The sequence below is a fragment of the Flammeovirga sp. SubArs3 genome (assembly GCF_947387565.1).
GTDB classification, from domain to species: domain Bacteria; phylum Bacteroidota; class Bacteroidia; order Cytophagales; family Flammeovirgaceae; genus Flammeovirga; species Flammeovirga agarivorans.
This window is the reverse complement of the sequence record NZ_CANDOA010000001.1, coordinates 825,044-842,890: the sequence shown is the minus strand read 5'-3', so window position 1 is coordinate 842,890 and position 17,847 is coordinate 825,044. Positions and strand designations below refer to the sequence as shown.

Genomic DNA, 17,847 nt, shown 5'->3' with positions numbered 1-17,847 from the left:
TCTATTGAAAGTTTACTCCGATAATGTTGTTCACTTCTTTTCTTAATTGCTTTAATTCTTTGGCATATTTCTTATCCTTCGCCACATTTGTCCACTCGTATGGATCTTTAGAATGATCATATAATTCCTCTTCTCCATTTGTGTAATGTATGTATCTGAAATTTTCAGTTCTATAAGAATAATTCTGTGCAGCCACTTCATAGGTTTTACCATAAGCTCCATACACACCAACTACACTTAATGCACCATTAGGTCCCTGCCAATCAAACTTCTTACCTCCATCTACAAAACCTTTCATCGAATAGCCTCCAATCTCAGCTCCTTCAGAAGACTTTTTATTCGATGCATCGATGTTTGCATAATCTAAGATGGTTGGATAAACATCAATTAAAGAAACAGGTTGTGCGATCGCTTGCCCTTTCTTTCCTTTCGGTGATTTGATAATCATAGGAATTCTGCAGCTTTCTTCCCAAGGCGAGTTTTTGAAAAGGTAATCCTTTTCGCCCATTTGCCAACCATGGTCAGCTGTAAAAACGATAATTGTATTATTTTTTAAAGATGACTTTTCTATTTGATCCACCACTTTACCAATTTGATCGTCTACAAAGGCAACACAAGCTAAATAGGCTTGTAAGAAATGCTTTATTGCTAATTCTCTATCACCTCCATAAGATTCAACTAACTGACGGTAATATTTAGGACCTTTTTTGTCCTTACCCATAATTTCTTCAAAGAAGGTATCGTCCTTGTCATTGGGTTTCCATTGGTCTAATTCAATTTCATCAATTGGAAACATATCGAAGTATTTATCAGGGGCATGCAGCGGGGTATGAGGTCTAACAAAACCCACTCCCAAAAAGAATGGCTCGGCATCTTTTGCTTTAGCAAGTTCTTTCAGTTGGTTTACTGCCCATTGTGCATGTTTTTCATCATACAAAAGGTCTCTATCGTTATCGTTATTGTACTTGACAGGTTTTTTGTTCCAACCTTCAACAATTTGTCCCATATCTGATAGACGCCCATAAGAACCATCAATAGGCCCTATAGAACGATACGGTTCGGGTACATCAGGATGTACGGATAATTTTTCTCCATCAAATGCAAATGGCCCATAATTGTGCTTTACATTAAGTCCCCATTCTGACCATATTTCTTCTTCATTTTTATGTAAAAGCTTTCCTGAACCTAATGTTTTATATCCATTTTCATGTAAAACCTGAACAAATGTCTTGTTGTTTTTAAGTACTTTTTGCTTGAAGTGTGGTACCCATCCAAAATCCTGAGAATCATGCGGGTATACACCTGTAAACAAACTATTTCTTGAGGGTTGGCATACTGGTATATTCGATTGTGCATTTGTAAATCTTGTTCCAAGCTTTGCTAGTTTATCGATATTAGGTGTTTTTGCCTGTGGATGTCCACCAAAAACCCCTTGATAATCATTTAGGTCATCACACATAATAAACACAATATTCGGCTTCTCCTGAGCAAATATTAATGTTGAAAAAAGTAGTAGTACACCTGTAGTAATAATTCTATGAAAGAGTGTATTGTATTTCATTTCGTTAGTGTTGATTATAAAGTAGTCTACTACCCAAAAAAGGGTAGCAGACTAAATATATTATTGTACTGTTTTACCTGTAATCGCAGATAAAGTAAATGATAGTTCACACTTCGTTGGATCAATACGATATTTTGGCTTAGCAATACCGCCTTTTTTAGACCAGCTATTATCACCTGCTACACCAATTTGTCTGTAATCGAGATTGATATAAACCAGATCCTTAGGTTGAATATCAATAGTATGCGTTTGTTTTTTCCAGTCTCCTCCATCAAAATCTTCTTGTGGATTTCTTAATGATGAGAAACTGATTTTATCCGCAGCTACTACTTCTAATCCTTTTCCTGCCTTATTCGTCCATTTTACAAAACGAACATCTGTTCTATAACCATTTTCTTGAGGACGAATATATGGTACATACATATCAGTAGCTGTTGTAGCATATAAACCAACAAAGGCTCCTATATTTCTATCTACATAATTTTCTTCTGGTCCTCTACCGTAATAAGTGACATTATCAAATTGCTTATCGATTGCCATTGTGATACCATAACGAGGTAAGAATTTCAATGTCTTAGGGTCTTCTACATTTAACTTTGAATCTATTTTTATCTCACCATTAGGCTGTATAAGATAAGTCACTTCATTTGAAGCTTTAATAGATTCATAAGCAACGATATAAGTTACCTGATAAGCATCTCCTACTTTTTCTTTGTTCACTTCTGTGATTTTTCCTGTAGAGGCTAAATCTCTGTAAGCAAAGTAGAACTTGTCTTTATTTGCTTTCCAAGCACCATAATCATTGTCTGTCATTGCTCTCCAGAAATTCATTTTTGGTCTTTCCTTCAATAACTCTTCTCCATTAAAGACCACTGAGGCTAAACCTATTTCCTTTTGATCGAATGAGATAACATACTGCTCATTAGAAATAACAATATTTCCAGACTTTTTATCTTCTTTGACTTTCAGTTTTCCATCTTCCTGAGCTACACTTTGAGCCTCTGCTTTTTGAACAAGGATTTGATCTGCCGCTAGAATATAATCTTTGTCTAATAACTCTTCAAGACCATTATTAAGTACATAGAAATTTACAAAATATTCTTTTGAGGCATCTTGTGTGTAACCAAAATCAACAGATTTTACCACTTTTGATTGTGGGGCTACATTTACATCTTTCAATTGACCTGATTTGACTACCTTTCCATTTTCTAGTAATTCCCATTTGATAGTTGTCTTAGAAAGGTCATTGAAAAACTGTTCATTATAAATTTCAAATTTGCCATTTTCTAATGCAGAGACATGGATATTTTGGTAAACATGCTTGATTTCTTGAATTGCAGGGTGTGGTGCTCTATCAGACCCAATCACACCGTTTGCACAGAAGTTTTTATCTGTATGGATAGAATCTGGTTCAAAATCGCCACCGTATTTATAGTAAACCGTTCCATCGTCAGTTTTTCCGATTAATCCTTGATCTTGCCAATCCCAAATAAATCCACCTTGAACATTGTGGTGTTTTCTTACCCAATTCCAGTTATCTACAAAGTTACCATTTGAATTACCCATCGCATGGCTATACTCACACCAGATGAACGGTCTTTGTTCTTCGATCGGTAACTTACTTTCTTTCTTAAAATATTTATGTTCTACTTCTCCTGTTAATGCATACATCCAAGAAGTGATATCTGTAGTTCTTAGATTGTCCCCTTTCATAAACTCCGAGCGTTCATAATGTACAGGTCTTGTTGTATCAAACTCATGGGCCCAATCGTAAGCATTTTTAAAGTTTTCACCATTGCCGGCCTCATTACCAAGCGACCAATAAATTACTGATGGATGGTTGTAGTCTCGCTTTACCATTCTTTGCACTCTATCAAGATGTTGCTCTTTGAACATCTCATTCTGAGCCAAAGTTTCACCCTTTTTATAACCATAACCATGTGATTCTATATTGGCTTCATTACAAACATAGATTCCATACTCATCACATAACTCATAGAAGTAAGGGTCGTTAGGGTAATGTGAAGTACGAACCGCATTAATATTGTATTTCTTTAGGTCAATGATATCTTGTTTCATCAACTCTCTAGATACCACATGACCATTTTCAGGATCATGCTCGTGGCGGTTTACCCCTTTTATTAATATCGGTTGGCCATTCACAAGCAATTGTCCATCTTTCACCTCTGTGGTTCTAAAACCAATGTGTTGTTTTGTTGCATCCAAAATATTCCCCTTCTTATCTTTCATCACTACTTGCAACTCATATAAGTTAGGTGTTTCTGCAGACCAAGTGGCTACTTTTCCTAGATCTTCTCCTTCTAGTTCAACAAACTTATTAGAAGATTTGTCGAGATCTACTTGGTGAGATTTTGTAAAAACTTTTTGCCCTTTCGCATCTACCACTGAAACGTCTACATTGATACCTTTCACCTTTTTTGCGATATCATTCTCTATATCAAAACGGTACGATAGTAAACCATTTTCGTAATTTGATTTATCTAAACCTGCGTTGATCTTAACATCGCGAACAAATGTCTTCGGCGTAGCATATACATATACATCTCTTTCTATACCACTTACTCTCCAAAAATCTTGATCCTCTAAGTAAGATCCATCACACCAACGGTATACTTCAACAGCAATATCGTTGTCTCCTTCCTTTACGTATTTAGAAATATCAAACTCTATGGCTGTTTTAGAACCTTGAGCATAACCTACTTGTTCACCATTTACCCATACGTAAAAAGCAGAGTTCACTCCAGCGAAATGAAGGAAAACGTTTTGCTCCATCCAATCTGCATTCACTTTAAACGAACGCTTGTAACTACCTACAGGGTTATTATGGTGAGGTATATTTGGGGCATCCATTTTAAATGGATAAATAATATTCGTATAAATCGGATAACCATAACCTCTCATCTGCCAATCTGATGGCACATCGATGTCATTCCAAGAAGACACATCATAATCTACTTTATAGAAATCTGCTGGTCTATCAGCTGGTTTTGGTACCCAGTTAAACTTCCAAGTTCCGTTTAATAATTTATAGTTATCAAGGTCTTTTAGGTCCTTAGAAAAATTATCTGTTTGATAATGTGTAAATGTGCTATGTGTTTCTTCTGTGTTTACTCTAATCACTTCCGGGTTTTCCCAGTTAGCAACTTCTTGTGCTGAAGCCATTAGTGGTGATAAACACACACATACACTTGCTAATGCTTTAGAAATTTTGTTCATCCTTTTTTATCTCAATAGTTTAGTATACTTCTGTATTAAAGCGGTCCGGATGTTCTGATGTATATTTCTTATCCTGACCAAGTCCTAGGTATGTTGGGTCAATCATCTGTTTTTCCCATGCATTATATTCTTCCTGAAGGTCTTCTTTTTCTGATTTAGAAACTTTCAAGTTTGACGTTTCAGAAATATCTTTAGCAAGGTTGTAGTAATAAGTCATCACCTTACCATTTTTCTTATTGGTTTTGTGAATGTACTTCATATCTCCTTTCCTCACTGCATAAGTCTTAGAATCAAACATTCTCCATCTTAATGACTCATGTGGTAAACCTTTTTTCTTTCCTGTGATATAAGGAACTATATCTACACCGTCTAATTTATTTTTTGGAGAAGCTCCTGCATATTCTACTGCGGTTGCCATAATATCCAATGAAGATACTGGCTTTTCATACACTGTATTTGCTTGGATCTTATTTGGCCAACGCATGGCAAAAGGCACTCTAAATCCACCTTCGTAAATAGATCCTTTCTCTCCTTTTAAAATACCATTATCTGCTCCCCATTTTCCTTCATGTCCACCATTGTCTGATAAAAATACCACAATCGTATTGTCTGCGATACCTTTCTCTTCTAAAGCGTCTAATACTCTTCCAACACCATCGTCTAAAGCAGATACCATGGCACAGTATGTTTTTCTCTTTCCTTCTTCCATATGAGAAAATCTATCAAGGTATTTCTTTGTCGCTTGTAAAGGGGAGTGAGGTGCGTTATAAGCTAGATAAATAAAGAAAGGATCATCTACGTTGTCTTTGATAAAACGTACTGTTTCTCTTGTTAGACCATCTGTGATATACTCTGTTTCCTCAACTCTTTTATCATTCTTAAGAAGCTTCGTTTTGTAAGCTGCAAATTGGCTTTTTACCTGAGAGATATCTGTCAAGGTTAACAACTCTGGGAAGTAATTATGACCTCCGGTTAAGAAACCGTAAAATTCATCAAAACCTCTATTCAAAGGTCTCAACGCTTCATGTGCACCAAGATGCCATTTACCTACTGCCATACTTTTATATCCCTCACGACCTAAAACCGTAGCCATTGTTTCTTCATCAATACTTAAACCCTGAGAGATATCATTCGGAGCCCAAAGCGGATTTCTACCCGAACCAAATCGGTCTTGATATCTTCCTGTTATGAGTCCAGCTCTAGAAGGACCACATACAGAATAGGTCACATATCCATTGGTGAATTTTGCTCCTTCATTGGCAATTTTATCAATGTTAGGAGTAGGAATTTCTTGACTACCATTAAAGCTCACATCATTGTATCCAAGGTCATCTGCTAGAATTACAATCACATTGGGCTTTTCAGTTGACGGTTTTTTATCTTCATCTATCTTATTGTATGCGGTAAATACAAAAGCTAGTAAAGGTAAAAGTAGTAAGTAATATCTTTTCATTTCAAACATAAAAGTTGTCTGTTTTACAATTAAACTCTAGATAATAAAGAATCAGGGATTTCAGCATTATTTTACTAAAAGATATCAATAATCATTATTACCTAGTCAAAATAGTATTGCATTGAATCTCTTTCCCTAAAGAATAATTTAAAGTAGCTCACATTCTAAATCATTGTCATATATATATCCATTTATCTTTAGCAGTGACGAATTTACACCTAAAAATTGACGAAAATGTGTTCAAAAACCGAATTTGGGTAAGGAAAAAATAGAAATAACAGAAAAGCGCTATCAACTCTCCAAAGGAAAATTAATAGCGCATATATATATGGTCACGAAAAAAATGTCTAGCTTTTCTTTCTTTTGCCTAATGGGAATCTGTATACTTCCCCCCCAGCTATTTTAATCTCTTTCATTAATTCTTTGTCATCGCAAAAGAAGAAACGATCGTTATAATTATCCATCAACCATATTCTTGCTTGTCTATGGCAAAAAACAAAAGGACTACATAAATGTATACTTCGTCTTTCTTTTGTGGACATATCAATTACAAATAACGTATAGGCTACTAATCTTTTAGGAAGTATTTCTCCAGAAAGAACTTTCTCTTCTAATTCAATTTCGGTGTGGAAAGAATAATTATAAAATAAATCCCCTCTTGCATCTAGCATTGAAATAAATCGGTAGTAAGGTTTTTCTTTTTCGGGATTTAACTCTTTAAAAGATTTCATCTGTAACCAAAATAACTCTTTTATTTTTTTGGGGTTACGAATAACCAAAGGCTCTATTTTAGCATATATCCCTTCATCCATAATCGGTGAAAAATAATTGGACTCCAATGTACTTTCAAGGGCTTGCGCTTTGGTCATTTTATCTATGCGTTGCATTTCATGCTGAATTAATCTACTTGTTCTTTCCATTGCAGAGTTTATTTAATTGGTTATTATTGAAATCTGTCTTTTAGGGTCAAAAATGACCTTTTAAGAAAGTTGGAGATAATTCTGAATGCACTTACAATATACGTATTTTATACACTAATAATAATTGTTTTGATAATTTTTATTGATTCTAATTTGACTTTCAGATTCTACTTTTTGTTATGAATAAAATAAGAGTGATTCGTTCTTATTGGAAGTACTTTTTAGCTAATTCCTTCGGTTTAATCCCGTATTTTTTCTTGAAATAAAATGAAAACTTTGAAGATGACTTAAACCCACAAGCTCTGGAGACTGTTTGTATGTTCACAGATTTGGAAGCCAACATAATTTTCGCTTTCTCCAATCTATAGTTGAGATGAAATTTGATAATAGAGGTGCCAAAAACTTGTTGGAAATCTCTTCTTAATTTTGATACGGAGAACCCATACATCTCTGATAACTCATCCAAAGAAGGTACATCATCTAAAGAAGATAACAAGTGATCTTTAACGAGTAGCAGTTGCTCAAAATCTTGTGAATGCAGCCCCTTGTTCGGTTTATGAGTTCTGTTCATCAAACGATCAAAGAAAATACTGATCATTTCGCTAGAGCGCGCTACTAATAATGTATTTTGAATGATAGGTGTTTTCGTTTCATCAATAGCGTAAATGTCTTTAAGCAAAATATGGATTTCCAAAGGAGTGCTGTCATACAGAAACCATTCGTTTCCTTTCTCTTTGGTAAAAATATCACCGAAAAACTCTTTAAAGAGATGTTCATCATTTTCCATTACTGCCCTATTGATTCGAACACCAACCCATTTTTGTGTTTCACCTTTTTTGAAAACAAATTCTGTCGTTACTGAGGTATCATAAACTATGATGTCTGCATTATTGCTGTCATTGATATTATGTGCATCAATACTGGCTTGTGTAATATCTCCATCATAAGTAAAGCGAAAACAGATAAAACGATCCGATTCTTTATCTCCATGAAATATCGCCTTGGTATCTTCTTTATAGGTAAAAGTATTGACAGAAAATTCAATTCCTGACTGTAACTGAAAATATTTACTTTTTCCTTTTACATAATCGGTATTTACCAAGTACACCTGCTTGTTATAAGCTCCGCCTTCGAATTCCAATGTCTGATCAATAATCGATCGCATTGATCCTTCTTTATAATTGAGTGTTCTCATCATTTTCAAAAATAAAAAGATACCCCCAAGCAGAAAAGCCCGGGGGTAAATAAGAAAACATGTTTTGATTCAACTAGAATGTAATTAGGATACTACTTTTGTCTTTCCTCGTTCCACTGCTTGTAATCTTCCATTGTTTGATCAATAGAGAACGAATCAATTTTCTCAATTTGTGGGTACTTGTAAAGCGATTGAATAAACATACCCGCTGTAGCACCACCTTTGTAGATCCAAGGCGCTCTTTTCGCTACCCAGTTCCAATATGAATTAGAATCTGTGTCTGCTCTTTCGTATGGGTCTCTTCTGATATTGAAGATCTTAGGTAATCTTAATGTTACAAATGGTTCTGCCCATAATTGCATACCATGTGCTCTTTGTTCCATGAAAACTACTTTCCAATCGTCCATTCTAACCGCTGTGATATCTCCATCATCAGAAGTATAAATAAAGTTGTGACGTGGTGATTCATCCACTTGACCTAAGAAGTAAGGCATCATGTTAAATCCATCAATTGTCGTTTGAACTTTACGACCAGCGTAATCGATACCACCTTCTAGCTCAGTTTTAATATCGTCCTTGCCTGCTAAAGACATTAACGTTGGCAACCAATCTTGGTGTGATACGATACCTTTTAAGATTTTACCTTCTGGAATATGACCTTTCCACATTACATGACAAGGAACTCTGTAAGCACCTTCCCAGTTGGAGTTTTTCTCCGAACGGTAAGGAGTTACCGCACCGTCAGGCCATTCGTTGTAGTGAGGACCATTATCTGTAGAATACATAATGATTGTATTCTCCATTAACCCTAACTTTTCTAATTTTTCCAAGATCTTACCGATGTTTCTATCATGATCCACCATCGCATCAGCATAGAATGAGTCTCCACCTTGACCCGAGATACCTTTAATATCATCTGCAGGATACGTTGGGAAGTGCATACCTACTGTATTGTACCATAAGAAGAAAGGCTTATCGTCTTTAGATCTCTCATCGATCCACTCTAAAGTACGTGTAGTAATTTCGCGGTCTACAGTTTCCATTCTTTTCTTAGTTAGTGGACCTGTATCTGAAATACGACCATCAGCATAAGAGTGAATAACACCTCTTGGACCAAATTTTTCTTTGAACCATTCATCTTGAGGATAATCTGGGTGCTCAGGCTCTTCCTCAGCATTTAAGTGGTATAGGTTACCGTAGAACTCATCGAAACCATGGTTTGTTGGTAACATATCGTCTCTATCACCGAAGTGGTTTTTACCAAATTGAGCAGTAGCATACCCTTCTCTTTTTAGTAACCAAGCGATTGATGGATGTTCATTTCTGAAACCAGCATCCGCACCCGGTAAACCTACTTTTGCTAAACCAGAACGAATTGGGTTCTGACCTGTAAGGAATGAAGAACGTCCTGCTGTACAAGACTGCTCACCATAGTAATCAGTAAATGCGATTCCTTCTTCGGCAATTCTATCGATATTCGGAGTTTCATAACCCATTTGCCCTCTATTCCAGAAAGATAGGTTGAACTGTCCGATATCATCACCCCATAGAATGACAATGTTTGGCTTTTTAGGATCTTTTTTTGTCGGTTGATCGTCTGCAATCAACTGAATAACAGAAAAAAAGGAAAGTACTAGTAATAATGCTTTTTTCATTTTTCGTAATCTATTTTGATAGAAATAACTATATACTTATCTGTCTTATCTAACAGCTTACTATACATAACGAGTCTCTTTATTGGTGATAATATACCTAAAACGTCAAATATTAGCCCAATTTGATATTAATCTTAAAAATGGAAACTTTTTAGACTTGAGCACAGATTTCACCAATTGATAACACAAAAACAATTGTGCTGTGATTAAAAAAATACATGGTCACAATTATTAAAAGAATAGACGTATTTGGACATCAATAAGCTATTGAAAAAACTACATGTTTAGAAACCATGAAAAAACTACCTCTCATAATAACTCTTTTTAGTCTTATTTTTATCAAGACATCTTATGCTCAAAAATCTTCCAATTTTTTTAAGAAGAAGATGGTTATTGCCATTAACCAACCCCTATTAAATTACAGTAAAAACTATGCTTTCCTTAAAGGGATGAAGTATGAAAACTTACTAGGATGTGATTCTACTTCTGTCAACGGGGCGTATAGGACATATATCCCTTTAGTCATCAATATGGTCAACCCTATGGAATTAGAGGATGCAGTAGCCTATGAAATGTTGATGGCTAAAAAAACAGGGATCGATGGATTTAAATTTCCTGTTTTTATCAATGCTAATAATTTTTATATCAAGAAGTATGTGGAAATTATCACTGCTTATATAAAAACCGCTGAAGAACGAAATATAGATTTCAGCTTCACATTAGATGTCAGCTTTAAAAGAAATGCCAATAAAATTTCTGAAAAGGAAATGTACGATGCTACCGTACGCATTTTATCAGAGCTATATAAAAGCACCAACTTCTCTAAGAAATGGATGCGTAATAATCAGGAAGAAATCGTTGTATTCACGAGTTATACGGATAATATTATCGATGCATCACACCAACAGTTTAAAAGTATCAGAAATGTCTCTTCCCTTACGTATCTAAATAAGATTAGAGAAACTTTTGACAAAATTGAATCTGAAGTAAATACTAAGCTGGCGTATGTTTTTGAAACAAAGTACCTTTCTAACGAATCTTATAATAATAGAGTATTAGATCTTTTTGCTGCTATAACAATTAGTAAATATGCTCTATATAATGAAAATAATTACATAAGAATTGCCGAATTATGCCGAAGAAGAAATAAACCAGTATTTCAAGTAGTGATGCCCGATTATTTAGGGATCAGTCTGAATCTCAAAAAGAACAACAAGAAACTAAATATCAACTCCAAATGGGCAAAAGAAATAAATCCTGATCTCGTTTATTTAAGAGCTCACAATAAAAAGCTCACCTATAAATTTAGAACCGATTTAGCTATCGCTGTGAAGAACAATGTAGACCTTATTGATTTGTCAAGTTGGAATTATTTTGATGATGGTACGCATATCGCCCCAGAAATGCACCATGGATACAGCTTTGGTATTCTTATCAACTATTACAAAAACTTGTGGATCAATAAGCAAGAATATGTAGAGAAGGAAGTAGTAATGACTTCTTATAAAGCCTATGATTCTAAGTATATGAATAAGACGAATGTCACTGTAAAATATGGTCAAAATCCATTTGATGAAGGAGAAGAAGATCAAATAGAAATTGTGACATTACTGAATGCTCCTGCCAAAATTTATGCAAATGGCGATTTTATTGGGGAAGCAAAACAAGGAATCAATGAATTTCTAATTCCAAAGCAAGAAGGTAAAGTTAAAGTTTATGCTGAGAGATATGGGAAAAAGTTTATTCAATATGAAACACCAAAAGCCATTATCTCTACACCTGAACGAATGGATTGGTTAACGTATACTTTTACTAATCTTGATAAAGAAATGGGTGATTATTGTAGCGATCTAACAGCTAGTTTTGAGACCAACAGAATGTATAAAAGGTTCTTAATAGATCATGCTACTCAAACGCAATGGAAAGCACTGCTAAAAAAGAAAAGCATTGAACTTACAGCTGCTCTTTACGAATTTGGTCATATCCCAGAGGAATATTTAAAATTTAAGAATGGGGTAAATAAAGAATATAAGAAAGACGTCAAGAAGTTACTATCAGATTTTCATTATGATGTGTGGATAGAATTAGAAGAGGAAGCTCAGAAAAATGAAGGTATTTCTGATATCCTAGAACAAAAAGATGATGTATTGGATGGCTATAACATCCTAAAAGTAAGCGATGTAAACTAAGGTAATCAGATCACTTCAGGCATCATCTTAATATCACATTTTTACAATAAGTCCGAGGAATTATTCTTGGGCTTATTTTTTTATCAAAAAGATATCACTCATTTTAATCTCATTAACACAACTATAACAACCAACAAAATTATTCAATCGTTCAATCAACTATTGTTATCAAATTATAGTTTTAAGAAACATCATGAACAAAAAATCATCTATCTTCAAATACTTCTTACCGCTCCTATTTTTAATAGGATGTAGTGAAGAAGAACAAACAAAAAAGGAAGTCATTCGTCCAGTTAAACTATTAACCGTACAATCCAATAATGCTTCTGTTGATAAGACATTCCCTGCTATAACAAAAGAAACCAAAGCCTCAATTCTTTCCTTTAGGGTTGGAGGACCATTGGTAAAACTAAATGCTGAAGTAGGTCAAAAAATTAAAAAAGGTCAACTGATTGCTGAAATAGATGATAGAGATTTTATTGTGGAACTACAGGCGAAGCAAGCAAAATATATTCAAGCTGAAGCCGAAAAAAATAGATATGAAGGGTTATTAAAAAAGCAATCTATTCCACAAAATGAATATGATCAAAAATTAGCTGCTTTCCTGATTGCTCAATCCAATTATGAGGATGCCCAAAATGCACTAAAAGACACTAAGATTTACTCTCCTTTTGATGCTGTGGTATCTGAAAAAATGGTAGAAAACTTTCAGGAAGTGAGAGCAAAACAAGGTATTGCAAGCCTACTAGACTTCTCAGATACTGAAGTGAAATTTTACATTCCAGAAAGTTTTGTAAGGTATATCGATCAGGTTGAGTCTTTTGATGTTCGCGTAAATGCTTATCCAAATACAACTTTCAAGGCAATAATTAAAGAAGTCGGAGCAAAAGCAGAAGGTGCATCTGGATTCCCTGTTTATTTGTATTTAACTGATTTACAAAAGATCAAGAATGATTTCCCAATTGGTGCAGGAATGAGCTGTAAAGTAGATATGCACTTTAATGATTACTCTGTAAAAGAGAATATTTTTTTAATCCCGATTCATTCAATCGTTCAATCAAAAAATAAAAATGTAGTGATGACTTATGATAAAACATCACATACAGTGAAGACCAAGGATATTCAAATAGGAGCTTTGTCGGGTACTAATCAGATTCAAGTTCTAGGTGGATTACAAAACGGCGAACAGATTGTAGAATACGGTGGCAATCTTCTTCAAAATGGACAAAAGGTGCGTGTACTCGACTTCAATCCAACGACTTCAAAAATAGCAAAACAATAAGATCATGAGTATTTCTAAATATGCCATAGAAAATAAAAAAGTCATTCACTTTTTTCTTGTAATTCTATTAGTGGCAGGCATTAGTTCTTTCTTCAAACTTGGTAAACAAGAAGATGCTCCTTTTACTATAAAACAAGTTATCATCACAACAGAGTTTCCTGGAGCAACCCAATGGGAAGTAGAAGAATTAGTAACTGAAGTTATAGAAAAAGAACTTCAAAAGGTAGGTCATTTAAAGCAGATAAAATCTGAATCCAGAAACGGGCTCTCTCAGATTGATGTAGAAATTGTTCCCAATTACAATCCTGATCAACTACAACAAAAATGGGATGAAATTAGAAGAAGAGTTAGAGATGCCGAAATACAAATGCCAGAAGGTGCCGGTGTACCTAATATCAATGATAATTTTGGTGATGTATTAGGAATGTATTATGCCTTAACCGCAGAAGATGGTATTGATGCAACTACACTTAGAGATTATGCTATATACATTCAAAAAAGTCTAAAGCCTATAAAAGGAGTATCAAAAATTGATTTATACGGTGAACAACAACCTGTTATTGACGTTGAGATCGATCAAAGTAAACTTTCTAATCTAGGAATCAGTCCTCAAGAGGTTTTTAATACCATCAGAAAACACAATAAGGTAGTTGATGGAGGTACTTTCAACGTTGGAAGAAGTGCCGTAAAAGTAGATGCGACAAATGGTTTTCAATCTTTAGAAGATATTAAAAACCTAATAGTAAAAGGTAAGTCATTAGAATTTAGACTAAGTGATATCGCAAAAGTTTCTAAAGGATTCCAAGACCCTGCAGAGGTTTTGATGAGAGTAAACGGGAAACCTGCTATTGGTATTGCCATTGCAAATGAATCTGGTTTAAACATCGTTGAAACGGGTCATGCTGTAGAAGAAAAACTTACTGCATTACAAGCTACAATTCCTGTAGGTTTAGAACTTGTTGGTCTTTACCATGAGAATGAAGTAGCCGAAAATGCTAATATGGATTTCATCGACAACTTAGTGATGTCAGTAATCATCGTTGTATTAATTCTTGTATTTGCCATGGGGGTAAGACCTAGCTTGCTAATTGGTACAAGTTTAGTTTTTGCGATTGTTACCACCCTCGTTTTCATGGATCAAATTGGTCTCACACTAAATAGAACAACACTTGCTGCAATTATTATTGCAATGGGTATGTTGGTGGATAATGCAATTGTAGTGGCCGACAACGCGATCAATGCCATGAAACGAGGGGTTAGCAAAAAAGAAGCTTTAATCAATGGAGCCTCTGTTCCTCAATGGGGACTATTTGGCGCTACATTTATTGCTATCTTCTCCTTCCTGCCATTAGCTATGGCAACAGATGATACCGCAGAAACAATCCAGCCTTTATTTTACGTATTATCCATTTCGTTATTACTAAGTTGGGTATTCGCTTTAACACAAACGGTCGTCTATGGTGATTTTATGTTGAAGGCACCGAAAACAACCGCTGACCCCTACGACAACAAGTTTTTTAGAGCGTATAAAAAAGTGATAGAGAAATTGATCGAAAAAAGATGGTGGAGTTTAAGTGGTGTGATAGGTATTTTTGTGCTCTTTACTTTATGGGGAAACTCAGTGAAACAAAGCTTCTTTCCTTTTGTTGAAAAACCATTATTTAAAGTTGATTATTGGCTTCCAAATGATGCACCTATTAACTTCACTTATGAAGACAGTAAACAATTAGAAAATTGGTTGTTGAAACAAGAGGAAGTGAAAAATGTATCCATCACTATTGGAAGTACTCCCCCAAGGTATTACTTAGCTTCTGTTTCATGGTCTAATGCTAAAAACCTAGCTTCTTTCTTGATAGAAGTACATGATGCTGAAAAAGTGAAGGAAGTACTTGATAAAGCAAAAAAGTATAGTGCAGAACACTTGCCTCATGCAATGACTATCTTCCAACAGTTTAAAGCGGCTCCCACTCCGAGAGCAGATTTGGAAGCTTGTTTCTTAGGCCCTGACCCAGAAGTTTTAAGAGAACTTGCAGAAGAGGCAAAGAGAAGAATGAGATCTGTTAGTACAACTCAAAATGTCAGAGACAATTGGAGAGAAAAAACACCTTTCTGGAAACCCATTTACGCTGAAGAAAAAGCAAGGAGAGCAGGCATCTCAAAAGGTAATATTGCTACAGCAACTCGTATGATGAGAGAAGGCATAAATGTAGGCGTTTACAGAGAAAGAGATAAACGTATGCCCATACTTGTAAAAGATGTCTCAAGAAAATCGTATGACAATAATAACCTTGGTGCTATCCCTGTTATTTCTGAAGAAGGAAAAACGATCCAAATGGATCAAATCATTGATCATTATGAGGTTGGTTTCGAAGAAGCTTGGTTATGGAGATTCAATCGTCAACGAATGATTGCAGCACAATGTGATGTGGAATTTGGTTTTGAATCGCCAGAAGTAGAAGAAGCAGTAGTTCCTCTTATTGAAAGTATGGAATTACCAGAAGGGTATACCCTGTTTTGGGATGGACTAAAACGCTATCAGACACAATCTAATGAGGCCATTTCTGCTCCATTACCTATTGCAGCAGTACTTATGGTAGCTGTGTTATTGGTTCTATTTAAAGGGTATAGAAAGCCATTGGTAATTCTTGGAATTCTCCCACTTATTTGGGTTGGTATCATCTTGGGTATGAAAGTTTTTGGTCAGACCATCGGATTTATGGCAATTCTAGGCTTACTAGGATTAGTAGGGATGGTGATCAAAAATGCCATTGTCTTGGTAGAGCAGATTGAAATAGAAATGAATAATGGTTTAGGTGAATACGATGCCTTGATCATGTCTGCATTGTCAAGAACGATACCTGTAGCTATGGCCGCTGCGACCACAATTCTTGGAATGGCTCCAATTATCAAAGATCCATTATTTGGTGGTATGGCGGCAGCGATAATGGGTGGACTCTTTGCTGCTACAATTGCAACACTTATCGTCTTACCAATACTTTACGCTATTTTCTTTAATCTTAAAAAGCCTCAACTGTAATGAAAAAATTAGTTGCATGTTTTTCCATATTAGTTATCGCCCTTCAGGGGGCGGTAGCTCAAGACATCATGGATATCAAAAAATATAGAGAAAAGGTAGTGGAATACAATCAAGATATTCGCTCTGCCCAATTAGGTGTACAAGCTGCAGATGCTAATATCAAGGCGGCCGAATCCGATAAAGGTCCTAGAATTGATGCTGGTGTAAAATACAATTATACAGGTAGACCTTTTGATCCCACAAACCTAAAGCCTGTGGGTGCTCCCGCAGATGAATGGCTTCCTATTCATCATAACTACAATGCCAATGTTACTATCAGACAGGATATATATAATGGTGGTAGAGTGAAGTCAAATGTAAGACTTCAAGAATCGAAAAAAGATATTCAGCTAGCAGTCGAAAACCTAACTGGAAATGAATTGGTACATTATGCTGATCAACATTATTGGCAATCTGTAGGTCGAAAGGAGTTTCTTGCTTTAGCGCAAGAGTATAAGGTTTCAGTAGAAAAATTAGTAGAAGTGGCCAAGAATAAATATGACGCTGAGATTGTCAGCAAAAATGATCTATTAATGGCTCAGGTGAAGCTCAACGATGCTGATTTACAGGTCTTACAAGCAGAAAACGAACTGAAGGTTTCTATTATGGAATTAAATAGGTTGATGGGTGTTGATGTCAATATTCCAACAGCTATTCAAGATAGTGTAAAGTTTGAAAATTTTGTATTCAACACCAATGATGTAGTAGAAAGAGGATTAACACAAAGAGGGGAATTAAAACAAGCGGAGGCTGAAGTAAGAGCTTCACAAGCCCTAAAAGACCTTACTGCCTCTAAATACAAAGGCTCATTACATGTATATGCTAAAGGATTGTATGGTGCTCCATCACCTCAATTTGGAAGAGGTGCCGAAGGAAACTACTATGCAGGAATTGGGTTTGCCATGCCGATATATCATGGTGGGAAGAAGAAAAGAGAAATAGCAGCAAAAACTATTCAGACAAATATTGCAGTTCTACAAAAAGAAAAAGTTACGGATCAGATTGTTTTGGATATCAGTGAAGCACAATACCTATTGGATGAATCAACTAAACGTGTGATACTTACTGAGAATTCTTTATCCAACGCCAATGAAAACTTGCATTTGATTACAGATCGATATCAAGACGGGTTAGCCCCTATTATTGAGGTGATCAATGCTCAGATTAATTGGCAGGCGGCTTATGTCGCTTACATTAACGCAAAAGTGAACCATATGGTAAAACGTTCTAATTTAATTAGAGCCACCGGTGAACTTTACAACTAAATAGAAATACAGAT

Annotated in this window: 10 protein-coding genes; 4 read left to right on the top strand and 6 right to left on the bottom strand. The window is 35.3% G+C overall.

Annotation, left to right across the window (positions count from 1 at the left end; genetic code table 11):
- Window position 1 precedes the first annotated feature (1 nt).
- The 6 genes from QL232_RS03185 to QL232_RS03160 form a co-directional block, all read right to left on the bottom strand.
- Complete coding sequence (locus QL232_RS03185) at window positions 2-1,561, bottom strand: sulfatase (RefSeq protein ID WP_281613046.1); 1,560 nt, start codon at window positions 1,559-1,561, stop codon at window positions 2-4.
- Between the two features lie 60 nt (window positions 1,562-1,621).
- Window positions 1,622-4,798, bottom strand: coding sequence for a glycoside hydrolase family 2 TIM barrel-domain containing protein (locus QL232_RS03180; protein WP_281613045.1), 3,177 nt, complete (start codon window positions 4,796-4,798; stop codon window positions 1,622-1,624).
- Window positions 4,799-4,817: 19 nt separating this feature from the next.
- Entirely contained in the window at window positions 4,818-6,251 is a 1,434-nt protein-coding gene (locus tag QL232_RS03175) for a sulfatase-like hydrolase/transferase (RefSeq protein WP_281613044.1), read from the bottom strand.
- 347 nt (window positions 6,252-6,598) lie between these two features.
- Window positions 6,599-7,171, bottom strand: a complete 573-nt coding sequence (locus QL232_RS03170) for a hypothetical protein (protein ID WP_168882533.1) — start codon at window positions 7,169-7,171, stop codon at window positions 6,599-6,601.
- Window positions 7,172-7,376: 205 nt separating this feature from the next.
- Window positions 7,377-8,369 carry an AraC family transcriptional regulator gene (locus tag QL232_RS03165; protein WP_168882532.1) on the bottom strand — a complete coding sequence of 331 codons (993 nt, stop codon included), beginning with the start codon at window positions 8,367-8,369 and terminating at the stop codon, window positions 7,377-7,379.
- 89 nt (window positions 8,370-8,458) lie between these two features.
- Window positions 8,459-10,021: an arylsulfatase gene (locus tag QL232_RS03160; RefSeq protein ID WP_281613043.1), complete on the bottom strand. Its 1,563-nt coding sequence runs from the start codon at window positions 10,019-10,021 to the stop codon at window positions 8,459-8,461.
- A 293-nt stretch (window positions 10,022-10,314) separates the two neighbouring features.
- Between QL232_RS03160 and QL232_RS03155 the strand changes: the two genes are divergently transcribed.
- The 4 genes from QL232_RS03155 to QL232_RS03140 all read left to right on the top strand — a co-directional run bounded on the left by QL232_RS03155 (window position 10,315) and on the right by QL232_RS03140 (window position 17,833).
- A complete protein-coding gene (locus QL232_RS03155; RefSeq protein ID WP_281613042.1) occupies window positions 10,315-12,210 on the top strand; it encodes a hypothetical protein in 1,896 nt (631 codons plus the stop codon).
- 193 nt (window positions 12,211-12,403) lie between these two features.
- Window positions 12,404-13,492: an efflux RND transporter periplasmic adaptor subunit gene (locus tag QL232_RS03150; RefSeq protein WP_281613041.1), complete on the top strand. Its 1,089-nt coding sequence runs from the start codon at window positions 12,404-12,406 to the stop codon at window positions 13,490-13,492.
- 4 nt (window positions 13,493-13,496) lie between these two features.
- Window positions 13,497-16,529 (top strand): efflux RND transporter permease subunit, encoded by a 3,033-nt coding sequence (locus tag QL232_RS03145; protein ID WP_281613040.1) that lies wholly within the window; start codon window positions 13,497-13,499, stop codon window positions 16,527-16,529.
- On the top strand, window positions 16,529-17,833 hold the full coding sequence (locus tag QL232_RS03140) for a TolC family protein (protein ID WP_281613039.1): 1,305 nt from the start codon (window positions 16,529-16,531) through the stop codon (window positions 17,831-17,833). Before QL232_RS03145 ends, QL232_RS03140 begins: the two co-directional genes overlap by 1 nt.
- Window positions 17,834-17,847 lie beyond the last annotated feature (14 nt).